Annotated in this window: 17 protein-coding genes; 6 read left to right on the top strand and 11 right to left on the bottom strand. The window is 71.0% G+C overall.

The features are described from left to right. Positions 1–373 precede the first annotated feature (373 nt). Positions 374–532 (top strand): hypothetical protein, encoded by a 159-nt coding sequence (locus EIL87_RS16125; protein ID WP_199740475.1) that lies wholly within the window; start codon positions 374–376, stop codon positions 530–532. 42 nt (positions 533–574) lie between these two features. Here EIL87_RS16125 and EIL87_RS16120 read toward each other — a convergent pair whose 3' ends face one another. From EIL87_RS16120 to EIL87_RS16105, 4 genes are all read right to left on the bottom strand, one after another. Further along, a complete protein-coding gene (locus EIL87_RS16120; protein ID WP_125091355.1) occupies positions 575–886 on the bottom strand; it encodes a YciI family protein in 312 nt (103 codons plus the stop codon). Between the two features lie 193 nt (positions 887–1,079). After that, on the bottom strand, positions 1,080–1,907 hold the full coding sequence (locus EIL87_RS16115; RefSeq protein ID WP_233576292.1) for an NUDIX domain-containing protein: 828 nt from the start codon (positions 1,905–1,907) through the stop codon (positions 1,080–1,082). Between the two features lie 21 nt (positions 1,908–1,928). Continuing rightward, the gene (locus EIL87_RS16110) at positions 1,929–3,251 is read right to left on the bottom strand and encodes a sensor histidine kinase (RefSeq protein WP_125091354.1); all 1,323 of its coding nucleotides are present in this window, start codon (positions 3,249–3,251) and stop codon (positions 1,929–1,931) included. Beyond that, on the bottom strand, positions 3,248–3,931 hold the full coding sequence (locus EIL87_RS16105; RefSeq protein WP_125091353.1) for a response regulator transcription factor: 684 nt from the start codon (positions 3,929–3,931) through the stop codon (positions 3,248–3,250). The genes EIL87_RS16110 and EIL87_RS16105 overlap by 4 nt, the downstream gene beginning before the upstream one ends. Before the next feature lie 131 nt (positions 3,932–4,062). Here EIL87_RS16105 and EIL87_RS16100 point away from each other — a divergent pair, with 131 nt between their 5' ends. Next, complete coding sequence (locus EIL87_RS16100) at positions 4,063–4,356, top strand: 4a-hydroxytetrahydrobiopterin dehydratase (RefSeq protein ID WP_125091352.1); 294 nt, start codon at positions 4,063–4,065, stop codon at positions 4,354–4,356. 180 nt (positions 4,357–4,536) lie between these two features. Here the strand turns inward: EIL87_RS16100 and EIL87_RS16095 are convergent, their stop codons facing one another. Both EIL87_RS16095 and EIL87_RS16090 read right to left on the bottom strand, forming a co-directional pair. Further along, positions 4,537–5,493, bottom strand: coding sequence for an FAD-dependent oxidoreductase (locus EIL87_RS16095; protein WP_233576291.1), 957 nt, complete (start codon positions 5,491–5,493; stop codon positions 4,537–4,539). A gap of 84 nt (positions 5,494–5,577) precedes the next feature. Continuing rightward, complete coding sequence (locus EIL87_RS16090; RefSeq protein ID WP_233576326.1) at positions 5,578–7,005, bottom strand: ATP-binding protein; 1,428 nt, start codon at positions 7,003–7,005, stop codon at positions 5,578–5,580. A 383-nt stretch (positions 7,006–7,388) separates the two neighbouring features. Here EIL87_RS16090 and EIL87_RS16085 point away from each other — a divergent pair, with 383 nt between their 5' ends. Together EIL87_RS16085 and EIL87_RS16080 are read left to right on the top strand one after the other, a co-directional pair. Beyond that, a complete protein-coding gene (locus EIL87_RS16085; protein ID WP_125091351.1) occupies positions 7,389–7,598 on the top strand; it encodes a helix-turn-helix domain-containing protein in 210 nt (69 codons plus the stop codon). After that, positions 7,598–8,131: a Clp protease N-terminal domain-containing protein gene (locus tag EIL87_RS16080; RefSeq protein ID WP_125091350.1), complete on the top strand. Its 534-nt coding sequence runs from the start codon at positions 7,598–7,600 to the stop codon at positions 8,129–8,131. The genes EIL87_RS16085 and EIL87_RS16080 overlap by 1 nt, the downstream gene beginning before the upstream one ends. A gap of 18 nt (positions 8,132–8,149) precedes the next feature. Here the strand turns inward: EIL87_RS16080 and EIL87_RS16075 are convergent, their stop codons facing one another. The 3 genes from EIL87_RS16075 to ychF form a co-directional block, all read right to left on the bottom strand. After that, positions 8,150–8,533 (bottom strand): VOC family protein, encoded by a 384-nt coding sequence (locus tag EIL87_RS16075; RefSeq protein ID WP_125091349.1) that lies wholly within the window; start codon positions 8,531–8,533, stop codon positions 8,150–8,152. A gap of 578 nt (positions 8,534–9,111) precedes the next feature. Next, positions 9,112–9,465: a DUF1801 domain-containing protein gene (locus EIL87_RS16070; protein WP_199740438.1), complete on the bottom strand. Its 354-nt coding sequence runs from the start codon at positions 9,463–9,465 to the stop codon at positions 9,112–9,114. Between the two features lie 228 nt (positions 9,466–9,693). Beyond that, positions 9,694–10,773, bottom strand: a complete 1,080-nt coding sequence (gene ychF, locus EIL87_RS16065) for a redox-regulated ATPase YchF (protein WP_125091347.1) — start codon at positions 10,771–10,773, stop codon at positions 9,694–9,696. A gap of 139 nt (positions 10,774–10,912) precedes the next feature. On the opposite strand from ychF, the gene EIL87_RS16060 reads away from it, so the two are divergent. Beyond that, positions 10,913–12,385, top strand: coding sequence for an AlkA N-terminal domain-containing protein (locus EIL87_RS16060; RefSeq protein ID WP_325049468.1), 1,473 nt, complete (start codon positions 10,913–10,915; stop codon positions 12,383–12,385). Further along, positions 12,379–12,882 carry a methylated-DNA--[protein]-cysteine S-methyltransferase gene (locus EIL87_RS16055; protein ID WP_125091589.1) on the top strand — a complete coding sequence of 168 codons (504 nt, stop codon included), beginning with the start codon at positions 12,379–12,381 and terminating at the stop codon, positions 12,880–12,882. Before EIL87_RS16060 ends, EIL87_RS16055 begins: the two co-directional genes overlap by 7 nt. Positions 12,883–13,838: 956 nt before the next feature. Here the strand turns inward: EIL87_RS16055 and EIL87_RS16050 are convergent. Both EIL87_RS16050 and EIL87_RS16045 read right to left on the bottom strand, forming a co-directional pair. Further along, a complete protein-coding gene (locus EIL87_RS16050) occupies positions 13,839–16,793 on the bottom strand; it encodes an AAA family ATPase (RefSeq protein ID WP_125091345.1) in 2,955 nt (984 codons plus the stop codon). Continuing rightward, positions 16,790–17,974, bottom strand: coding sequence for an exonuclease SbcCD subunit D (locus EIL87_RS16045; protein WP_125091344.1), 1,185 nt, complete (start codon positions 17,972–17,974; stop codon positions 16,790–16,792). Before EIL87_RS16045 ends, EIL87_RS16050 begins: the two co-directional genes overlap by 4 nt. Positions 17,975–17,998 lie beyond the last annotated feature (24 nt).

Below are 17,998 nucleotides of genomic sequence, written 5' to 3'. Positions count from 1 at the left end.
ATGCACCGCTGTGCGATGGCACCGGATGCGGGTCTCCCGCATGGTGCCTGCTGAGTGCCAGGCACCGGCCGCGGCTCCACTGCGCCGCTGCTGCGGAGCTCATTTCGGCGTCACCCCGCGGGTCCGCGGGGGCGCTACGTCGACACGCGGCCGACTCCAGCGTAGTGCAAGCACATCACCGACCGGCGCGCACGTGGGCCGTGCAACATCCACCGGTGCGGGCGAACATCAAGTTCGCCAGACCGGGTTAGGTTCGCCTACCCTCGGCCGCACCCCCGAACCCGTCTGAGGAAGAAGCACCGTGGGCAAAGGCACCATCAAGGTCAAGAAGGAATGTTGCCATTCGCAACCACCGTGCAAGAGCTGCCCCATCGTGGTCCTGAAGACCTTGCTCCGCGAATCCAAGGAGGAAGAGGTCAAGAAGGCGAAGAAGAAAGCCGCGAAGAAGGACGGCAAGAAGAGCGGGAAGAAGGAAGGCAAGAAGGACGGGAAGAAGAGCGGCAAGAAGGCCGAGGAGAAGAGCACGACGTGATCTGACCGCGGCGCCTGCACCGCGGCGGAATCATGCGTTCCGCTATCGCTGCGCGGTCGTGGGCAACGGGTCCGCGTAGGCCGCCAGCTCCGGGATCGTGCGCAGCGCGTGGAACTCGATGACCTCGTAGCGGGCCAGTTTGTGCAGCGCGAACGGGTCGGTCGCCAGGATCGCGTCCAGCCGGCCGCGGGACATCGCCCGAGCGATGATCACCGCCCCGTTGCGGGGGTGCCGGTGCCCGGCGGCGATGAAGTCGCCTGCGTCGTAATGCTGGGAGACCCATTCGTAGTGATCTACGAGGTTGGCGTCGATGTCCGATTCGGGCGCGGTGTAGTTCAACAGCACTACAAACATCCTCTCAATGTAGCTCGCCTGACCAGCCCTTGCTTCCGATCAATTCTGTGGCTCTCTCCGCTCGGAAGAAGATCGTTCTCCGAGAACTGCGGGCGCGGCTCGCCTGCCGAACGTGCTCACCGGTGGTGTCCGCTTCCTCGGAAGTGGGTCACCGGAGCCGGTGAATCCTCCTCCCTCTTCGGTTGCCAGGTACCTAGCTCAGCAGTGCGCGGAGGGAGTGCAGCAGGACCCGGTCGGTCTCGAGCCAGTCGAGGGCGGGCAGCTCCGCTGCGTTCACCCAGCGAACCTCGCGGTGCTCGACCGCTGCGGGCTCCTCGGGACCCGTGAGCTCCCCGGTGTGGACGCGCAGCAGCATCCCGTTGTCCAGCGGCACGTCGGTGCCGAGCCGACCGGTGGGCCTGACCTCCACGCCGAGCTCTTCGCGGCACTCGCGGACCACGGCCTCGTCCTCGTCCTCGCCGGGCTCCACGCGTCCGCCGGGCAGTTCCCACTGGCCTGCGTGCGAGGCGGGGTAGCTGCGCTGCTGGGCGAGCAGCCGTCCGCCGCGCACGATCGCGGTTCCCACCACCACCTCCCGGTCCGCCCAGGCTTCGGCGAGTGCGCGGACGGCGCGGATGCGGGCCGCCTGCACGCCGAGCACCAGGCGACGCCCGAGGGCGACGTCGCCGATCCTGCCCAGCGGCCCGAGCGGACTGGTCCACCGCACGGAGTCGGTGAGCAGGGTGCGCGGCCCGACCTGCGCGAGGACGGTGTCGTGCTGCAACCGGCTCAACGGGCCGGAGACCAGGACCGAGCTCAACCCGTCGACGTCGGCACGCACGACCCGGGTGGTCAGGGTCAACCCGGCGATGCGGAACGCGAGCTCGTCGCCGGGCACCAGCAGCGAATCAGCGCTCGTGAGCCTCCTGGCTCGCACGCCGAGCCCGGCGAGACCGGTCTCCGCCGTGCGGGTGTGCCGCAGCGCGGCCCCCACCGTGGCCAGGGGTGCCTCGATCAGACCAGTGCTCCGCAGGACCGCCACGCCCGGCAATCTTGCCGCACGTCAGGGTGCGGCTGGCCAGCGGACCTCGATGCGCGCACCACCCACCGGTGACTCCGCCGCGTGCACGGTCCCGCCGCGCCTGCGCACCGCCTCGGCCGCCAGCGCGAGGCCGAGCCCGGCACCACCGGTCGCCCGAGCACGGTCGGGCTCGACCCGGTAGAAGCGGTCGAACACGCGCGGCCGGTGCTCCGGCGGGATGCCCGGGCCGTCGTCGTCGACGACCACGCGCACGCCCATCCCCGGCTCGGCCTGCACCGACACCCGCACCAGCGTCCGGGTGTAGCGCAGGGCGTTGCCGATGATGTTCTCCAGCACGGTCGTGACCTCGGCCGGCGCGGCGAGCACGAGCACCGGCTCCGCCGGCACGTCCAGCTCGACGTCGTTGCCGAGGCGTTCGGCGACCTCCCGCACGGCCGCCGCCAGGTCCACCGGCTGGGTGGGCTCGGCTTCCCGCTCGGCGCGGGCGAGCGCGAGCAGGCTCTCCACCAGCGTGGACAACCGCTGCGCTTCGAGGGCGATGTCCTGCAGCGTCTCGTGCGCGATGTCCGGATCGGGGTGCATGACCGCGACCTCGGCCTGAGCGCGGATCGAGGCGACGGGGTTGCGCAGCTCGTGCGCGGCGTCCCCGGTGAACCTGCGCAGCCGCTCGGTGTCGGCGTCGCGGCGGGCGAGCATCGTGTTGAGCTCCTCGGCCAGGGCCCGGATCTCGTCGGCGGCCTCGGGCACCGGCAACCGCTCACCCTCGGGCAGGCCGGCGGCGGCGCTGCGGATCCGGTCCACCGGCCGCAGCGAGCGGTGCACGACGAGCCAGGTCGCGAACCCGACGAGGGCCGCTGCCACCACCGATCCGAAGCTGAGCAGCTTGCCGGTGCGCCCGGCCGTGTCGGCGAAGCCGACCAGGCGTGCTTCAGCGGCCACCAGCAGGTGCCGGCCTGCGGGATCGGTGACCGGGACGCCGCGCCAGCGGTGCAGCTCGGCGGGCGCCACGAAGTCGAGGACCCCGCTGCCCGCGCTGAGCTCGACGATCTGCCACTCGCTCAGGTTCGCGCTGGGCAACCCGTCCACCGGAGCGCCGGTGCCCTCCTCCAGCACCCGCACGTCGGGCCTGCCGACGATCGGCGTGCCCGCGGCGACCTGGTCGGCGGCGCCGCCCGCGATGCGCTTGAGGTCGGCGTCGACGGAGTCGATCAAGAGCCAGCTGACGATGCCGGCTCCGGCGTGGGCGACGACCCCGAGGCCGATCAGCGCGACGGCGGCGGCCACGACGCTGGTGCGGAACTGGATGGTGCGGCGCTGCCACCACCCGCGCATTCCCCTGATCATGCGTCGCAGCAGACCCGGTAGCCCTGCCCGCGCACGGTCTGCACGAGCTCACCGGCACCGACCGCGGACAGCTTGCGCCGCAAGTAGCCGACGTAGACCTCGACGACGTTGCGGGTGACGAACTGCTCCTCGCCCCACACCATGCGCCGCAGGTCGTCCTTGGGAACCACGGATTCCGGGTGGCTGGCCAGCGCGACGAGCAACCCGTACTCGCGCGGTGAGAGCGTCACCGGTTGGCCGTTCCAGTGCACCTCGCGGTTGCTGCGGTCGATCTCCAGCGCCCCCACCCGCAGGCACGCCTGCTGACCGGCGTTGTCCCGCCGCCGCAGCAACGCCCGCACCTGGGCGACGAGCACGAGGAAGGAGAAGGGTTTGACCAGGTAGCCGTCGGCGCCGAGGTCGAGCCCGTCGGCCTGGTCGACCTCGCCGCTCTTGGCCGAGATGAGCAGCACCGGGGTGGTCACGTCCTGCTCGCGCATCCGCTCCAGCACCCGGTAACCGGACATGCCGGGCAGCATGACGTCGAGCAGCACGACGTCGAAGGCGCCGGTCATGGTCAGGCGCAGCGCCTCGGGACCGTCGGCGGCGACGCTGACCTCCATGCCTTCCGCGGTCAACCCGCGGCGCAGCGCAGCGCGCACTCCCGGCTCGTCGTCGACCACCAGCACCCGAGGCAACATGATGACCAGGATGCCGACCTCCACCCTGCTCGGGCACCAGGTCTCAGTCCCTTCTCACAGTGATCGGCGAGATTCTCAGCTCGATCTCAGACTGGACGGTCGATCCGCTCCACCTCGGGCACCATGTGGTCATGACCGAACTGCTCACCGACGCGCAGATCTCCGAGGCCCTGCAGCACCTGCCGACGTGGCGCCACGAGGGCGCCGCGCTCGTCCGGGAGGTCGAGTTCGCGGGATTTCCGCAGGCTGTCCAGGCTGTCACGCGGGTCGCCGAGATCGCGGAGAACGAGAACCACCACCCCGACATCGACATCCGCTACACGACGGTGACGTTCTCCCTGTCCACGCACTTCAAGGGCGGCATCACCGGCAACGACACCTCGATGGCCCAGGAGATCGACGACGTCGTGGAGCAGTTCGACTAGGCCGCACTTCGCTCCGCGGTGCGGGGAGCAGAACCCTCGGGCGGGAAGAACGCAGCGGCTCCGCGATGCTGCACGACCACGGGTGCGGGAACCGCAGACGCGGGTCTCTCGGGCGCCACTTGCTGCTGGTGCACGCCGGTGCAGGGCGTCGGGCGCGGGACAGCGGCTGCGCCGCGGAACTCACTCGGTCTTGCCCTCGACGAGCTCGGCCACCTCGAACGCGCAGCCCCACGAGAGGCCGACACCGCACGCACCGTGGCCGTAGTCGTGGATGAGGCGGGCTCCTCGGTAGTGCTCGACGTCGACGCGCACCGACTCGCGGCCGGGCCGCAGACCGACGGTCTCCTCGAGGACCTCGGCGTCGGCCAGCCGCGGTTCGAGGCGGGCGGCGCGGCGGAGGATGCCCTCGCTGATCTCGCGCCGCGGAGTGCGCCGCCAGTCGTCGGCCAGCGAGATCCCGCCGAGCACGACGCGATCGCCGTGCGGCATCCACGAGGTGAACTCACCGCCGTCGCTGAGCTCGATGAAGTACTCCTCCAGGCCCGGGTTGCGCACCACGACGTGCTGGCCGAAGACCGCGTGCACGCTGGGGTCGCCGACGAGTTCGTGCGCTCCCACGCCGGTGCAGTTGACGATGGTGTCGCACTCGGCGGCGGCGTCGGCCAACGTCTGCACGGGACCCAGCCGGATCTCGCCGCCTGCGGCGAGGAAGCGGTCGAGCAGGTGGTCGAGGTAGCGGGGCATGTCGATCAGCGGCACGGTCCCCCGGTAGCCCCAGACGAACCCGTCGGGCAGCTCCTGCTCGTCACAACGCTGCAGGTCGGGGATCAGCTTGGTCTCCGGAGGCACGACGTCGCCGAGGTCGAACCGCGCGGCCATCCGCCCGGAGGCCAGGTGCACGCCGGAGTTCTCGACACGCGCCAGCGAGGTGAACTCGGCGTGCGACAGCGTGGCCCAGTACAGGACGCGTTCCGGTGGTTTGAGCCGCGCCGGTCCCCACATCGCGCCGGCCACGGCCGAGGTCGTCTCGCGCGGCCGCTCAGCAGTTCGGATCAGCACCTGGCGACCTGCCTCGGCGAGCACAACGCCGCAGGTCAAGCCGTGCACACCCGCACCGATCACGAGCACCGGACTCACCCGTCCGACGCTAGCAGCCCAACGGTCGGGCGGAACTCCGAGAAGTCCCAGGTTCACCCGTCGTCGCGGAGCCGCTGGAGCGGGTCAGACCGACGCCTGCTGCGACCACGCTCGGAGCAGATCAGCCGGGCCGCACGAGGCGTCGAGACCCGTGCACTCGACGCCGCTGCGCGACACGGCCAGGACCGGGAGGGGTTGGTCGGTGAGCGCGGCGCGGTGCCGGTGCAGGGCGGCCAGGTCGTGCTGGTCGAAGGGGGAGTTCTCCAGCCACTTGATCGAGCCGACGAAGCGGAGCTCCTTGGCGATGGGCGCTCGGTCCGCCCCGACGATGTCGATCTCGACGTTGTTGCTGCGGGTCCAGTACCCGCCCACCGCTGGGGCGTGCGGCAGCCCGTTGCCGGGCAGGATCCGGACGAGCGCCTCGCGGACGAGCGGTTCGACGGCTCGACCGCGCCAGCTGGTCCAGTTCTCCCGGATCCGGGCCAGGGTCAGGTCACCACGCCCCCTCTCGACCTCCCCGATGTAGGGCCCGACGAGGTGCAGCCAGAACCGGAGGTAGGGGTCCGCCACCCGGTACCGGCGTTCCCTCGACGGGCGGGTCGACAGGGGCAGGTCCACCGCGACGATCCGCTTGTCGACGAGGACTTCCAGCGACCGCTGCAGGGAGGTGGCCGCGAGCCCTCCGGCTGCTCGGGCGATGTTGCTGAAGGTCCGCTCGCCGCTGCCGATCGCCGACAGCACCTTGCGCGGCTGAGCGCTGGGCGGGAACTCCGCGGCCAGCGACCTCTCCGCCGACACGAGCAGGGGCGAGACGGGATCGTTCAGCGCCTCGCCGAGGAAGTCCCACACACAGGCGCCGCGCGGCCAGTCGGCGCAGATCAGCGGCAGTCCGCCGGTGACCAGCGCGGCGTCGAACGCGTCCGCTGCGTCCAGCCCCAGCATGCTGCCGACTTCGGCGGGGTTCAACGGCCCCAGCACCATCTCCCGGCCGCGTTGGTGGAAGGGACGGCCGTAGTTGTTGAGCGCCTCCATCATCGACAGGTCCGAGCCGATCAAGATCAGCAGCACCGGTTTCGCTTCCAGCGCCCGGTCCCAAGCCCGCTGCAGCACGCCTTCGAACGCGCCGCTGTCGTCCATGAGGTACGGGACCTCGTCGATGACCAGCACACTCGGCCGGTCCGCCGGCAGCGCGGCGGCGAGCACGTCGAACGCGGCGTCCCAGTTCTGCGGCTGCGCGGAGGCCAGCAGGTGCGCCAGCGGGAGGTTCGACACCTGGGCGTCGCGAGCGAGTCGGGCGAGCTCGTCCGCGTTCGGCGCACCCGTGGCCGCGTAGAACAGGAACGGCACTCCGGAACGCTCGGCGAAGCGCTCGACCAGGCGTGACTTGCCCACCCGGCGCCGCCCGCGCAGCATCACGCACCGGCCCGGCCGCTCACCCCCCACGCCGGAGGCGACCCTCTGCAGCTCGCGCTCCAGCGTGGCCAGCTCCTCCCGCCGACCGACGAAGTCCACCAACGCCAAGCCCTCCCACCGGGAACGCAGCAGATACTAACGCCAGCGATACTATCACCGAAGATAGCTTCTTCGAGTCACGAACCGCGCACCTCGCCTCGCCAGCTCCCACCTCGCCAGCTCCCGCCTTCCCGCTCCTCGACCAAGCTCGCCGTCGAAGAGCTTCCGCTCGTGCACACCCCGCCAGGGCTCGAAGTTCGCGCGAAATTCGACCACGGCCTTCAGGGGCCGAACTCCGTGAGAAGTGCGAAGGGGAACGGCAGCAGGTCAAGCACACCTGGAGGAGTGGCCCTCCCCCGCCCCAGCCTCCGAGCCGGAGCTTTCGGTTCAGGATTGTCAACCAACGTTGACACCCGACCGAGACGTCAACTACGGTTGACATCATGACGCAGCAGGACCTGACGGCCACCGCCGCCGGCGACGACCCGGTCACCGGACTGCGCGCGGTGCGCTCGCTCCGCGAGCTGGCGGAGCGGTGGGAGACGCTCCAGGTGGCCCGCGCCCGCGAGCTGGGGATGTCGTGGCAGGAGATCGCCGACGCACTGGGGGTCAGCCGTCAGGCCGTCCACAAGAAGCACGGCAGGAGGAAGTGATGTTCGAGCGGTTCACCCGAGAAGCCAGGGAGTCCGTGATCGTGGCGCAGGAGACTTCCCGGTCACTGCAGTCCCCGCACATCGACACCCGCCACCTGCTCGCCGGGCTGGCGTCCGGAGGCGTGGCCGCACGAGCGCTGCGCTCGTGCGGAGTGGAACCCGCCGAGCTCAACGCGCGCATCCGCGACGACCTCACCCGCCCGGACCTGGACGCGGAAGCCCTCGCAGCGCTGGGGATCGACCTCGACGCGGTGAGCGCTCGCGCGGACGAGATCTTCGGTGCCGGGGCGCTCCGCCGCGCGGGAGGACGCAAGGGCCGAGGCCACGTCCCGTTCACCAAGGACGCCAAGAAGGCACTGGAACTCGCCCTCCGCGAAGCCATCAGGCTCAAGCACCGCGCGATCGACAGCCGCCACGTGCTCCTCGGCCTCCTGCGCGCCGACTGTCCAGGCCGAACCGTCCTGGGCACCACCGGGATCGACCTGGACGACCTGCGAGCAGCCCTCGAGATCCCGGAAGCCAAGTCCGCCTGATCGACGTCGGCTCAGGGGTCAGAGCGGCGCCTTGAGCCCGATCCGGTACCCGTCGGGATCGAGGACGATGGCGAGGCGCTGCCCCCAGGGCATGTCCGTCGGTGTCTTGACGACGGTCGTGTCGAGCGCTTCGACCACCGCGTCGAGGGCCTCCGCCGAATCGAGGTCCAGGTCCACCTGCGGACCACCCGGCGAAGGCCGAGGAGCGGACTCGTCCCACCACGACGCGAACTCCGTCGAGTGCAGCACGACGGTGATGCCGACGTTCGTCGACACCCACGCCTCAGCCGGCCCGTCGCCATGCCGGTTCCGCGCGCGGAAGGCGAGTCCCAGCCGCTCGTAGAACACCCGGCTGCGCTCGAGGTCCGCAACGATGACGTTGACCTGCACCACAGCGGTCATGCCCACCCCTCCTCGGGCCACCCACCCACGACAACAGTTCCCACGGGAACTCCCCTCCGCAACGCCGGCCAGAGCCGCTCGTCATGGGGCAAGACGTCGCGAAACGCAGCCAACCGAACTGATCAATGCCCCACGCACTGTCGTCAGTCCCGTTCTGGTCGCCCGAGGTGACGGATCGCCCTGGAATGGACCTCACGACTTCCGCGGTGCCAAGGTGATCCACCCGAGATCCCCGGTGAATGCCTGATCACCCAGGTGTTCCGGCTCAGAGCCAGTCACAGCCAGGGCTCGGTGTTCTTCGAGATCGGTGTACCGCGGCTTGAGCCCGACACTCGGGTCGGGGCGAGTCGCTTCCGGCCTACGCGGTCCGTTGAAGGTCAGGCCACCTGTCCGGCGAGTGGGTGAGCGCTCGAGTCGTCGAGCAAGCGCCGAGACGTGCGGGTAGGCGATCTCGACGTTGCGATCGACGCCCCTCCGGCACCGCACTGCGCGGGCGGAGGCGATGACCGGCCGGACCCGCCTGCGCGGTCCCGACCGGTCACATGCCGACGGAAGACTCCGCTCGTGCGAACGAGCGGTCAGGCGACGGCGGCGCGCACGATTTCCGCGACTCGGCGTTCGGTCGTGTCGTCGAGCGCGTCGAAGTACCAGGCGCACGGGATGAGCAGGCCGTCGTTGCCGCCGGCGGGTGACAACGACGCCTTCTCGCTGATCCCGAGCGACATCAGCTCGTCGTTCCGGAAGAACACCAGGACCGGCGTGCTCGCGGCCTTCGCGTAGCCGGGCATGCCGTACCAGATCCGCGGCTTGAGGTCCGGAGCTGCCTCGAGGATCACCTCGTGCATCCGCTGCATCGCGGAACGCCGGGGCTCCTCCGTCTTGGCGATCTTGTCGAGGACCTGCTTGAGGTTCTTCTCGTCCTTGGAAGACATGACCATGTCCTTTCGCGAACCGACCCGAGGTCGGCACTGCAGGTTCACGCGCATGAGAAGCGCAGCACCCCACCGGGACATGGCCTGATCGTCTCAGGCCTCTCCGCAGAGATTCAGGCTTTCCGCCTGGAAGTGCACCAACGGCGACAACCGCCGCCGAGAGGAGAGTACCAAGCGCTGGAGGCAGCGGTCACCGTCAAGCGAGGAAGCGACCGCACGCCCCGCTGGTCAGACGTTGAAGCGGAACTCCACGACGTCTCCGTCGGCCATGACGTAGTCCTTGCCCTCCATGCGGACCTTGCCCGCCGACTTCGCCTCGGCCATGGATCCCGCGGCCACGAGGTCGTCGAAGGAGACGACCTCCGCCTTGATGAACCCGCGTTCGAAGTCGGTGTGGATGACGCCGGCGGCCTGCGGGGCGGTCGCGCCCTGCGGGATGGTCCAGGCGCGGGCTTCCTTCGGGCCTGCCGTGAGGTAGGTCTGCAGGCCGAGCGTGTGGAAGCCGGCGCGGGCGAGGGCGTTGAGACCCGGCTCCTCCTGGCCGATCGACTCCAGCAGCTCCCGCTGGGACTCCTCGTCGAGCTCCTGCAGCTCGGCCTCCACCTTCGCGTCCAGGAACACCGCGTCGGCGGGGGCGACCAGCTCGCGCAGCTCCTTCTGCTTGGCCTCGTCGGCCAGCACGCCCTCGTCGGCGTTGAACACGTACAGGAACGGCTTCGTCGTGAGCAGGTTGAGCTCGCGCAGGTCCGGGTCGTCCTTGCCGATGCCCGCGGCGAACAGGGTCTTGCCCTCCTCGAGGATCGTCTGCGCCTTCTTGACGGCCTCGAGCGCGGGACGCTTGTCCTTGTTCGTGCGAGCTTCCTTCTCCATCCGCGGCAGCGCCTTCTCGAGCGTCTGCAGGTCGGCGAGGATCAGCTCGGTGTTGATCGTCTCGATGTCGCTGGACGGGTCGATCCGGCCGTCGACGTGCACCACGTCCGGGTCGTCGAAGACCCGGATGACCTGGCAGATCGCGTCGGCCTCGCGGATGTTGGCGAGGAACTTGTTGCCCAGGCCCTGGCCCTCGGAGGCCCCCTTGACCAAGCCGGCGATGTCGACGAACGACACGGTGGCCGGCACCGTCTTGGCGGAGCTGAACACCTCGGCCAGCTTGTCCAGCCGGGCGTCCGGCAACGGCACCACGCCGACGTTGGGCTCGATCGTGGCGAACGGGTAGTTCGCCGCGAGCGCCTCGTTGCTGGTCAGCGCGTTGAACAGGGTGGACTTGCCGACGTTGGGCAGACCGACGATTCCGAGGGTGAGACTCACGTCTGCGAAGTCTAGGCGTTGCACCCGCAGCTCATCGGGCCCGGTGGTCCTCGCCATGTCCGATTCCCGCTAGTAACCGCTCCCGCGCGCTGGGAACATCGAGGTCGTGCTGGTGGGAACAGAGGATGCGTTCAGAGCCGTGGCCGCGCGCGACGCGCGGTTCGACGGCACCTTCATCCACGCCGTGCGGTCGACCGGCATCTACTGCCGACCGTCCTGCCCGGCACGCACGCCCAAGCGCAGCAACAGCGAGTTCTTCCCGACGGCCGCTGCAGCGCAAGCCGCCGGTTACCGGGCGTGCCGCCGCTGCCTGCCCGACGCCGTGCCCGGATCTCCCGAGTGGGACCTGCGGGCCGACCTGGCCGGGCGGGCGATGCGGTTGATCAGCGACGGGGTCGTGGACCGGTGCGGGGTGCAGGGGCTGGCCGACCAGCTCGGCTACTCGGAACGGCACCTGACCAGGGTGCTCACCGCCGAGCTCGGCGCCGGTCCGCTGGGACTGGCCCGGGCCAACCGGGCGCACTCCGCACGGGTGCTGATCGAGACGACCGACATCCCGTTCAGCGACGTCGCGTTCGCCGCCGGCTTCGCCAGCCTGCGGCAGTTCAACGACACCATGCAGGAGATCTTCGGCCGCACCCCCACCGAGCTGCGCGGGCAGCGGCGCGGTGCACGCGGCGGGCACGGGACGGTGCAGCTGCGGTTGCCGTTCCGGGCACCCTGCGACACGGCCGGCGTGCTGCGGTTCCTGAAGCTGCGGGCGCTGGACGGGATCGAGGAGTGCGGTGACGGGAGCTACTCGCGGTCGCTGCGGCTCCCGCACGGCACCGGGATCGCGACGCTGCGCCCGGCCGACGGGCACGTCTCCTGCACGGTGCGGCTGACCGACCTGCGTGACCTCGGCAGCGCCGTGGCCAGGCTGCGACGGCTGCTGGACCTCGACGCCGATCCAGTCGCGGTCGGTGACGTGCTCGCCTCCGACCCGCTCCTGCGGTCCTCGGTCGCACGCTCACCCGGAGTCCGCGTGCCGGGGGCGGTCGACGGGCTGGAGATCGTGGTGCGGGCGGTGGTCGGCCAGCAGATCTCGGTCGCGTCCGCGCGGGCGACGACCGAGCGGTTGGTCACTGCGCTCGGCGAGGAGCTGCCGCACCCCGAAGGTGGGGTGACCAGGCTTTTCCCCACCGCCGAGGTGCTCGCCGAGCACGCGGTGGCGGCACTGCCGGGACCGCGGCGACGTGCGGAGACCGTGCGGGACCTGGCGGCAGCGGCCGCCGAGGGACGGTTGGCGCTGCACCCCGGGCGTGACGAAGCGGAGCTGCGCGCGGACCTGGAGCGGATCCGTGGCGTGGGCCCGTGGACCTCGAACTACGTCGCGATGCGCGTGCTCGGGGCGCCCGATGTGCTGCTTTCCGGTGATCTCGCGCTGAGGCGGGGTGCGGGACTGCTAGGAATCCCGGAAGAACCCGCCGCTCTGCTAGCGCACTCCAGGCGCTGGAGCCCGTGGCGGTCCTACGCCGGTGTGCTGCTGTGGGAAACCGCGAGCAGCGGGCCACTTGCGCGGCCCGTCGACGTGACGCGGCAGGAATCCTTCGAAGACTTGGAGACATCGTGATCAAGTGGTCCACTGTGGAAACTCCGGCCGGCCCGTTCTGCGCGGTGGTCGACGCCGACGGCGTCGTGCTCGCCTCCGGATGGACGGCCTGGACCGACGACCTGCTGCCGCAGGTGGCGCCGTCGTTGATGTTCGAGGACTTGGTGCAGGTCGACGACCTCGGTCCCGTCACCAAGGCGATCACCGCCTACCACGAGGGTGACCTGGAGGCCATCGACGACGTGCCGGTGCACCAGCACTCCGGCCCGTTCCTGCAGCACGCGTGGAAGGTGCTGCGGACGGTGCCGTCCGGGAAACTGGTCAGCTACTCCGAATTCGCCGGTCTCACCGGCAAACCCAGGGCCGTCCGCGCGGCCGCGTCGGCCTGCTCCCGCAACGCGGTGGCCTTGTTCGTGCCCTGCCACCGCATCGTCCGCAGCGACGGTTCCGCGGGTGAGTTCCGCTGGGGCTCAGACCGCAAGAAGTGGCTCCTGGAACACGAACGCCACAACTCCTGAAGGGTGGAGGGTGGCCCGGGCCGTGTGGGGCGCCTCGGCGTGACCGGCGCGGAGCGCCCCTCCCCTCCCGCCCCCCCGGTTCACATGCCGCGCGAAGTTCGCCCGCGGCCCTCGAACGTCGACATTCGCGCGAACTTCGAACGGCCCCTTCGAGGCCCAGGCGTGAGGCGGGAAAGCACCGCGGGTGGAGGTGCACGGGTGGTCGGTCAGGCCGTCACCTCCCGCTGTCGCTCACCCGGCTGCCGGGTGGATGTCCGCGCAGTCCTGGCCGGAAACCCCCTCCGCGCGACCGACATGCACCGCACTCACGCCCTGTACCCAACACGCCAGAACGATCCGGGGCCTGTCGGGGCGTTGTACCTGGTCAGCGCAGTGCCGCTCGCATGTCGTGCGAGATTCGAACGGGGTCCTCAGACGTCGAAACACGCGCGAACTTCGAAGCTCCTCTTGAGACTCGGGTTGAGGTGGAGAAGCACCGCGGGTGGAAGTGCACTGGTGGTCGGCCTGGTCCTCGTCTCCCGCTGTCGCGGGTGGCCCTCGCCCGGCTGCGGGGTGGGACGTCCGCGCAGTCTCGGCGGGGAATCACCCCGCAACAACGACGCACACTCACACCTGGAGTCCGACACGCCAGGACGATTCGCTACGTGGCGAGTGTTGTACCTGGTCAGCACGGGCCGTTCACACTTCGCGCGCCATGTGAGCGGGGTCCTCAACCGTCGACGTCGCGCGAGAGGTGAGCGGGCCGGTGGGGAGGCGCAACGGGGTCGGTTCTCGTGCATCGCGCGACGTCGGGAACCGCGGAGTCGGTGACGTCACCCGCTGGGTGTCGTCGTTGCTGGGGTCGGGCGCAGTCGCCGTCGACGCCTGCTCGGCCATGTGCTGCTGCTGTGGTGGGCGGGTGCGGGCAGGTCGTCCACCGCGGCCGGGATGCCGTGCCTGGCTGGGCTGCGCCGGGGTTAGGAGGTCGAGACTTCCAGTGTTGACCCTTGGCGGGACTTGCGGACCCGCAGGCGGACGCCGATGCGTTGACGCATCTCCTCGACGTGGGACACCAGGCCGACGACGCGACCCCCCGCTCGCAGGTCGTCGAGGGTGTCCATGACCAGGTCCAGGGTGTCGGCGTCGAGCGTGCCGAAGCCCTCGTCGATGAACAGCGTGTCCAGCAGCGCGCCACCGGTCTCGGCCGCGACGACGTCGGCCAGGCCCAGCGCCAGGGACAACGACGCCAAGAACGACTCGCCGCCCGAGAGCGTCTTGGCCGGGCGGACCTTGCCCGAGTAGTCGTCGAGCACGTCCAGTCCGAGACCGCCGCGCGTGCCGCGCGCCCCTGCGGCGTCGGAGTGCACGAACGAGTAGCGTCCGTCGCTCATCCGCTGCAGGCGTCGGGTGGCCGCGATCGCGACCTCCTCCAGCCGGGCGGCCAGGACGTAGGCGCGCAGCGACATCTTGCGCGCGTTCTGCCCTCGCCCGTTGACCACGTCGGCCAGGGCCTCCAGCTCGGCGTGCGCAGCCATCGCCGGCCCCAGCTCCGCCCAAGCGGCGCGGAGGCGTTCGCCGAGGTCGGCGATCTCGGTGTGCCGCTGCTCCGCGCGGTGGGAGAGCGCGGCGGCGCGTTCGGCGGCTTCGCGTGCCGTGGTCGCCGCTTCCGACGCGCGCTCCAGGCCGACCTCGGTGTCCGGGTCGACGCCGAACAGGTCCGCGCTGGCCAGGGCGTCGCGGGCGCCCGCTGCGCGGCGGTCGACCTCGGCGAGGGCCTCCTCCAGCTCTGCGAGGCGCTCCTCGTCGCGTTCGGCGGCCACGGCTTCGTCGACGCCGGCGAAGCCCGCTGCGGTGGCGGCTTCGGTGAGCGCGGTACGCGCCTCGGTGAGTCGCTGGGCGGCGTCGTCGCGGGCAGTGCGGGCGGCGAGGAGCTGCTCGAACTTCTCCGCGGTGTCGAGCAGGTGCGCGCGGCGGTCGGCGATGCTGTCGAAATCGCCGCGCCCGTCCCGCAACCGGGCCTCGCGCTCGTCGATCGCCTTGCTGAGCGCGGTGTTCTCGGTGCGGGCAGCGGTGATGGCGTTGCGCAACGCGGAGAGCTGCTCACCCAGTTCGTCGGTGGCCGACTCCAGCTCGGCGAGCGCGGTCTCCCGCTGCGGCAGTTCCGCGGCGGTGGCGCTGAGCCGGTCCTGCTCGGAGCGCAGCTGCTCCAGCTCCTCGGCGAGCGCGGCTTCGGTGTGTTGACCGAGCCGTTCGAGCAGGTTGTTGACCTGCTGCTCGGCCCGCTGGGCAGCGGTGGTGGCCCGCTCCCGCGCGGCTTGTGCGCGCTGCTCGGCCGCGTGCGCGGCTTCTTCGTCCTCGGCGCGCACCTGGTCGTCGACGGGTCGTCCCGGCTCGGGGTGCTCCGCCGACCCGCAGACCGGGCAGGGTTCTCCGTCGGTCAGGCGGGCGGCGAGCTCGGCGGCCATGCCGGCCAACCGGCGGGCGCGGAGGTCCTGCAGCCGGTCGCGGGCCTGCTGGTGCTCGTCGACGGCTTGCTGCGCACGCGCTGTGGTGGACTCCAGCTCCCGCCGGGCGCCGGGCACTTCGCGCGCGGCGGTGAGCAGTGCGTCGACCTCGGTGAGGCGGGTGCGCGTGGTCTCCAGGCGCAGTTCGGCGTGCTTGGCCTCCTCGACGCGCCTCCGGGCTTCGGTGATGCGGTCGGGCAGTCCGTCGAGCTGCGCGACGAGTTCGGCCTCGCGGCGCTCGCCTGCGGTGATCTTCTCGGCCAGCTCGCTGAGCGTGCGGCGGTCGGTTTCCTGCTGCTGCGCTTCGGGGATCAGCTGCGCGAGCGCTCCCGCCTGTTCGCGCTCGGCACCGGCGCGGGTGCGCAGCTCCTCCGCGGGCGTCGCGGGGTCGACCTGGCAGCGCGCGGCCCAGGTGACGACTTCGGCCTCGGCGCGGTCGCGGTCCTGCTCCGCGCGTTCGGCGGTGCGGCGGGCGGAGATGACCGGGATCGCGCGGGTCGCGGCGGCGCGTTCGGCTCGCCACGCCTCGTGTTCGGCCTGCTTGGCGTCGATCTCGGCGAGCGTGGCGCGGGCTTGGCGGACCCGGCGGACCTTCTCGGCGAGTTCGCGGCGTTCGGCCAGCACCGTCTCGGCCTGGTCGCGTTCGCGGCGGAGGCGGCTGTGCTCGGCGGCGGTGTTCTCCAGGTCGCGCAACGCCTGCTTCTCGATGTCCTCCAACCAGTTCGGCTCCCCGAGGTCGGAGACCTGCGGCACGCCGGAGACCTGGGAGAGGCGAGCGATGAGCTCGCGGACCTGCTGCGACCGGGCCTCAACCGCGCGCCCGCGTTCCCGGCGGCGGTCGACGAACCACCTCTCGACCTCGCCGAACCGCTCGGTGCCGAACAGCCGCTCCAGCAGCTTCTCCCGCTCGCCGGTGTCGGCGCGCAGGAACCTCGCGAACTCGCCCTGCGGGAGCATGACGACTTGGAAGAACTGGTCGACGCTCATGCCGAGCAACCGCTGCACGGTGCGGCCGACCTCGTCGATGCGGGTCAGCGGCTCGGGCGTGTGCCCTTCCGGAGCTCCGCCGACCCAGGTCAGCGACGCCTTGGCCTGCTGGGTGGTGTAGCCCTCGCCGCGCTTCTTCGGGCGCTGGTACTCGGGGCTGCGCTCCAGCCGCAGCCGTTGGCCCTGGATCGTCAGCTCCAGCACGACCTTGGTGGTCACCTCGTCGTCGGCGGTGTCGCAGCGCAGGCGCTTGGCGTCGTTGCGCGCGCCCGGGACCTGGCCGTAGAGGGCGAAGGCGATGGCGTCGAGCAGCGTGGTCTTGCCCGCGCCGGTGTCACCGTGCAGCAGGAACAGGCCGTCGGCACCGAGCTGGTCGAAGTCCACGACCTGGTGGTCGCAGTACGGGCCGAAGGCCGTGAGTTCCAGGCGGTGCAGCCTCATCCGGCCCCCTCGGCCGCGGTGACCGCGTGCAGCGCCTCGTCGAGCAGCGCGCGTTCGGACTCGTTGGGCTCGGCGCCGCGGCAGTCCTCGACGAAGCGGGCGGCCACGGAGTTGTCGTCCCGGCCTTTGACGATCTCGGCGTAGCGCAGCGGGGCCGTGGCCTTGCCCGATGCTGGCTTCCACTCCAGGTGCACAGCGTGCGGGAAGCGTTCTTGCAGGCGGCGCATGGCTTCCAGCGGGCGGACCTCGTCGGTCAGCGTGGCTGAGACGTAGCAGCCCTCCGCCTCGGTGTGCTCGGGGTTCTGCAGCAGGTCGTCGAGCTCGCCCTCGATGGTGGCCAGCCGCCGGGGGACGGGAAGCTCCTGGCGCCGGACCTCGGCGAGGCCTTCGGCGTCGAGGTCGACCAGCCACACCGATTTGCGCTGCCTCGCCTCGGAGAACGAGTAGGCCAGCGGGCTTCCGGAGTAACGCAGGTGCTCGGCGAGCGTCTGCGGGCCGTGCAGGTGGCCGAGGGCGACGTAGTCGGCGCCGTCGAAGACCGAGCCCGGCACCTGCTCGACGCCGCCGACGGCGATGGTGCGCTCGGACTCGCTGCCCTCACCGCCGGTGACGAAGGCGTGCGCGAGCACGACCGAGCGCGTGCCCGGTGGGCGTTCCGCGAGGTCGGCGCGAACGCGGTTCATCGCCTCGCCGAGAACCGCCGTGTGGCCGCGGCTTTCGATGCTGGCGCTCGCCCCGGGCAGGTCCGCGCTGGCCTGCAGGACGTGCTTGGCTGGGTCGGGTTCGAGGTAGGGGATGCCGTAGAAGGCGACCGGGCCGTGCTCGTCGTCGAGGAGCACCGGCTCGTGCAGCCGGTCGATGCGGGTGCGCAGGTGCAGGCCACCGGCGGCGGCGAAGTCGGCGAACGCGCCGACGCGCGGCGCGGAGTCGTGGTTGCCCGAGGTGATCACCAACTGCGCGCCGGTCTCGCGGATGCGGGAGAGCACGCGCACGCACGTCTGGACCGCCTCGCCGGAGGGCACCGCCCGGTCGTAGAGGTCACCGGCCACCACCACGACGTCGACCTGCTCCTCGGTGACCAGCTCGGCCAGTCCACCGAGCACGGCTTCTTGATCTTCGAGCAGGTCACGGCCGTGGAACGTCCTCCCCACGTGCCAGTCCGAGGTGTGCAGTACCCGCATGGCCCCCAAGCTAGCGGCGCCCCG

The sequence above is a fragment of the Saccharopolyspora rhizosphaerae genome, from assembly GCF_003931915.1.
Lineage (GTDB): Bacteria > Actinomycetota > Actinomycetes > Mycobacteriales > Pseudonocardiaceae > Saccharopolyspora > Saccharopolyspora rhizosphaerae.
This window is presented reverse-complemented; position numbering and strand designations above follow the sequence as displayed.

Bases quoted from the DNA above. Each gene is read 5' to 3' on its own strand.
- EIL87_RS16100 (WP_125091352.1), top strand. From the start codon at position 4,063: ATGACCGAACTGCTCACCGACGCGCAGATCTCCGAGGCCCTGCAGCAC.
- EIL87_RS16085 (WP_125091351.1), top strand. From the start codon at position 7,389: ATGACGCAGCAGGACCTGACGGCCACCGCCGCCGGCGACGACCCGGTC.
- EIL87_RS16045 (WP_125091344.1), bottom strand. From the start codon at position 17,974: ATGCGGGTACTGCACACCTCGGACTGGCACGTGGGGAGGACGTTCCAC.
- EIL87_RS16105 (WP_125091353.1), bottom strand. From the start codon at position 3,931: ATGTTGCCTCGGGTGCTGGTGGTCGACGACGAGCCGGGAGTGCGCGCT.
- EIL87_RS16110 (WP_125091354.1), bottom strand. From the start codon at position 3,251: ATGATCAGGGGAATGCGCGGGTGGTGGCAGCGCCGCACCATCCAGTTC.
- EIL87_RS16050 (WP_125091345.1), bottom strand. From the start codon at position 16,793: ATGAGGCTGCACCGCCTGGAACTCACGGCCTTCGGCCCGTACTGCGAC.
- EIL87_RS16120 (WP_125091355.1), bottom strand. From the start codon at position 886: ATGTTTGTAGTGCTGTTGAACTACACCGCGCCCGAATCGGACATCGAC.
- EIL87_RS16070 (WP_199740438.1), bottom strand. From the start codon at position 9,465: ATGTCTTCCAAGGACGAGAAGAACCTCAAGCAGGTCCTCGACAAGATC.
- EIL87_RS16080 (WP_125091350.1), top strand. From the start codon at position 7,598: ATGTTCGAGCGGTTCACCCGAGAAGCCAGGGAGTCCGTGATCGTGGCG.
- EIL87_RS16075 (WP_125091349.1), bottom strand. From the start codon at position 8,533: ATGACCGCTGTGGTGCAGGTCAACGTCATCGTTGCGGACCTCGAGCGC.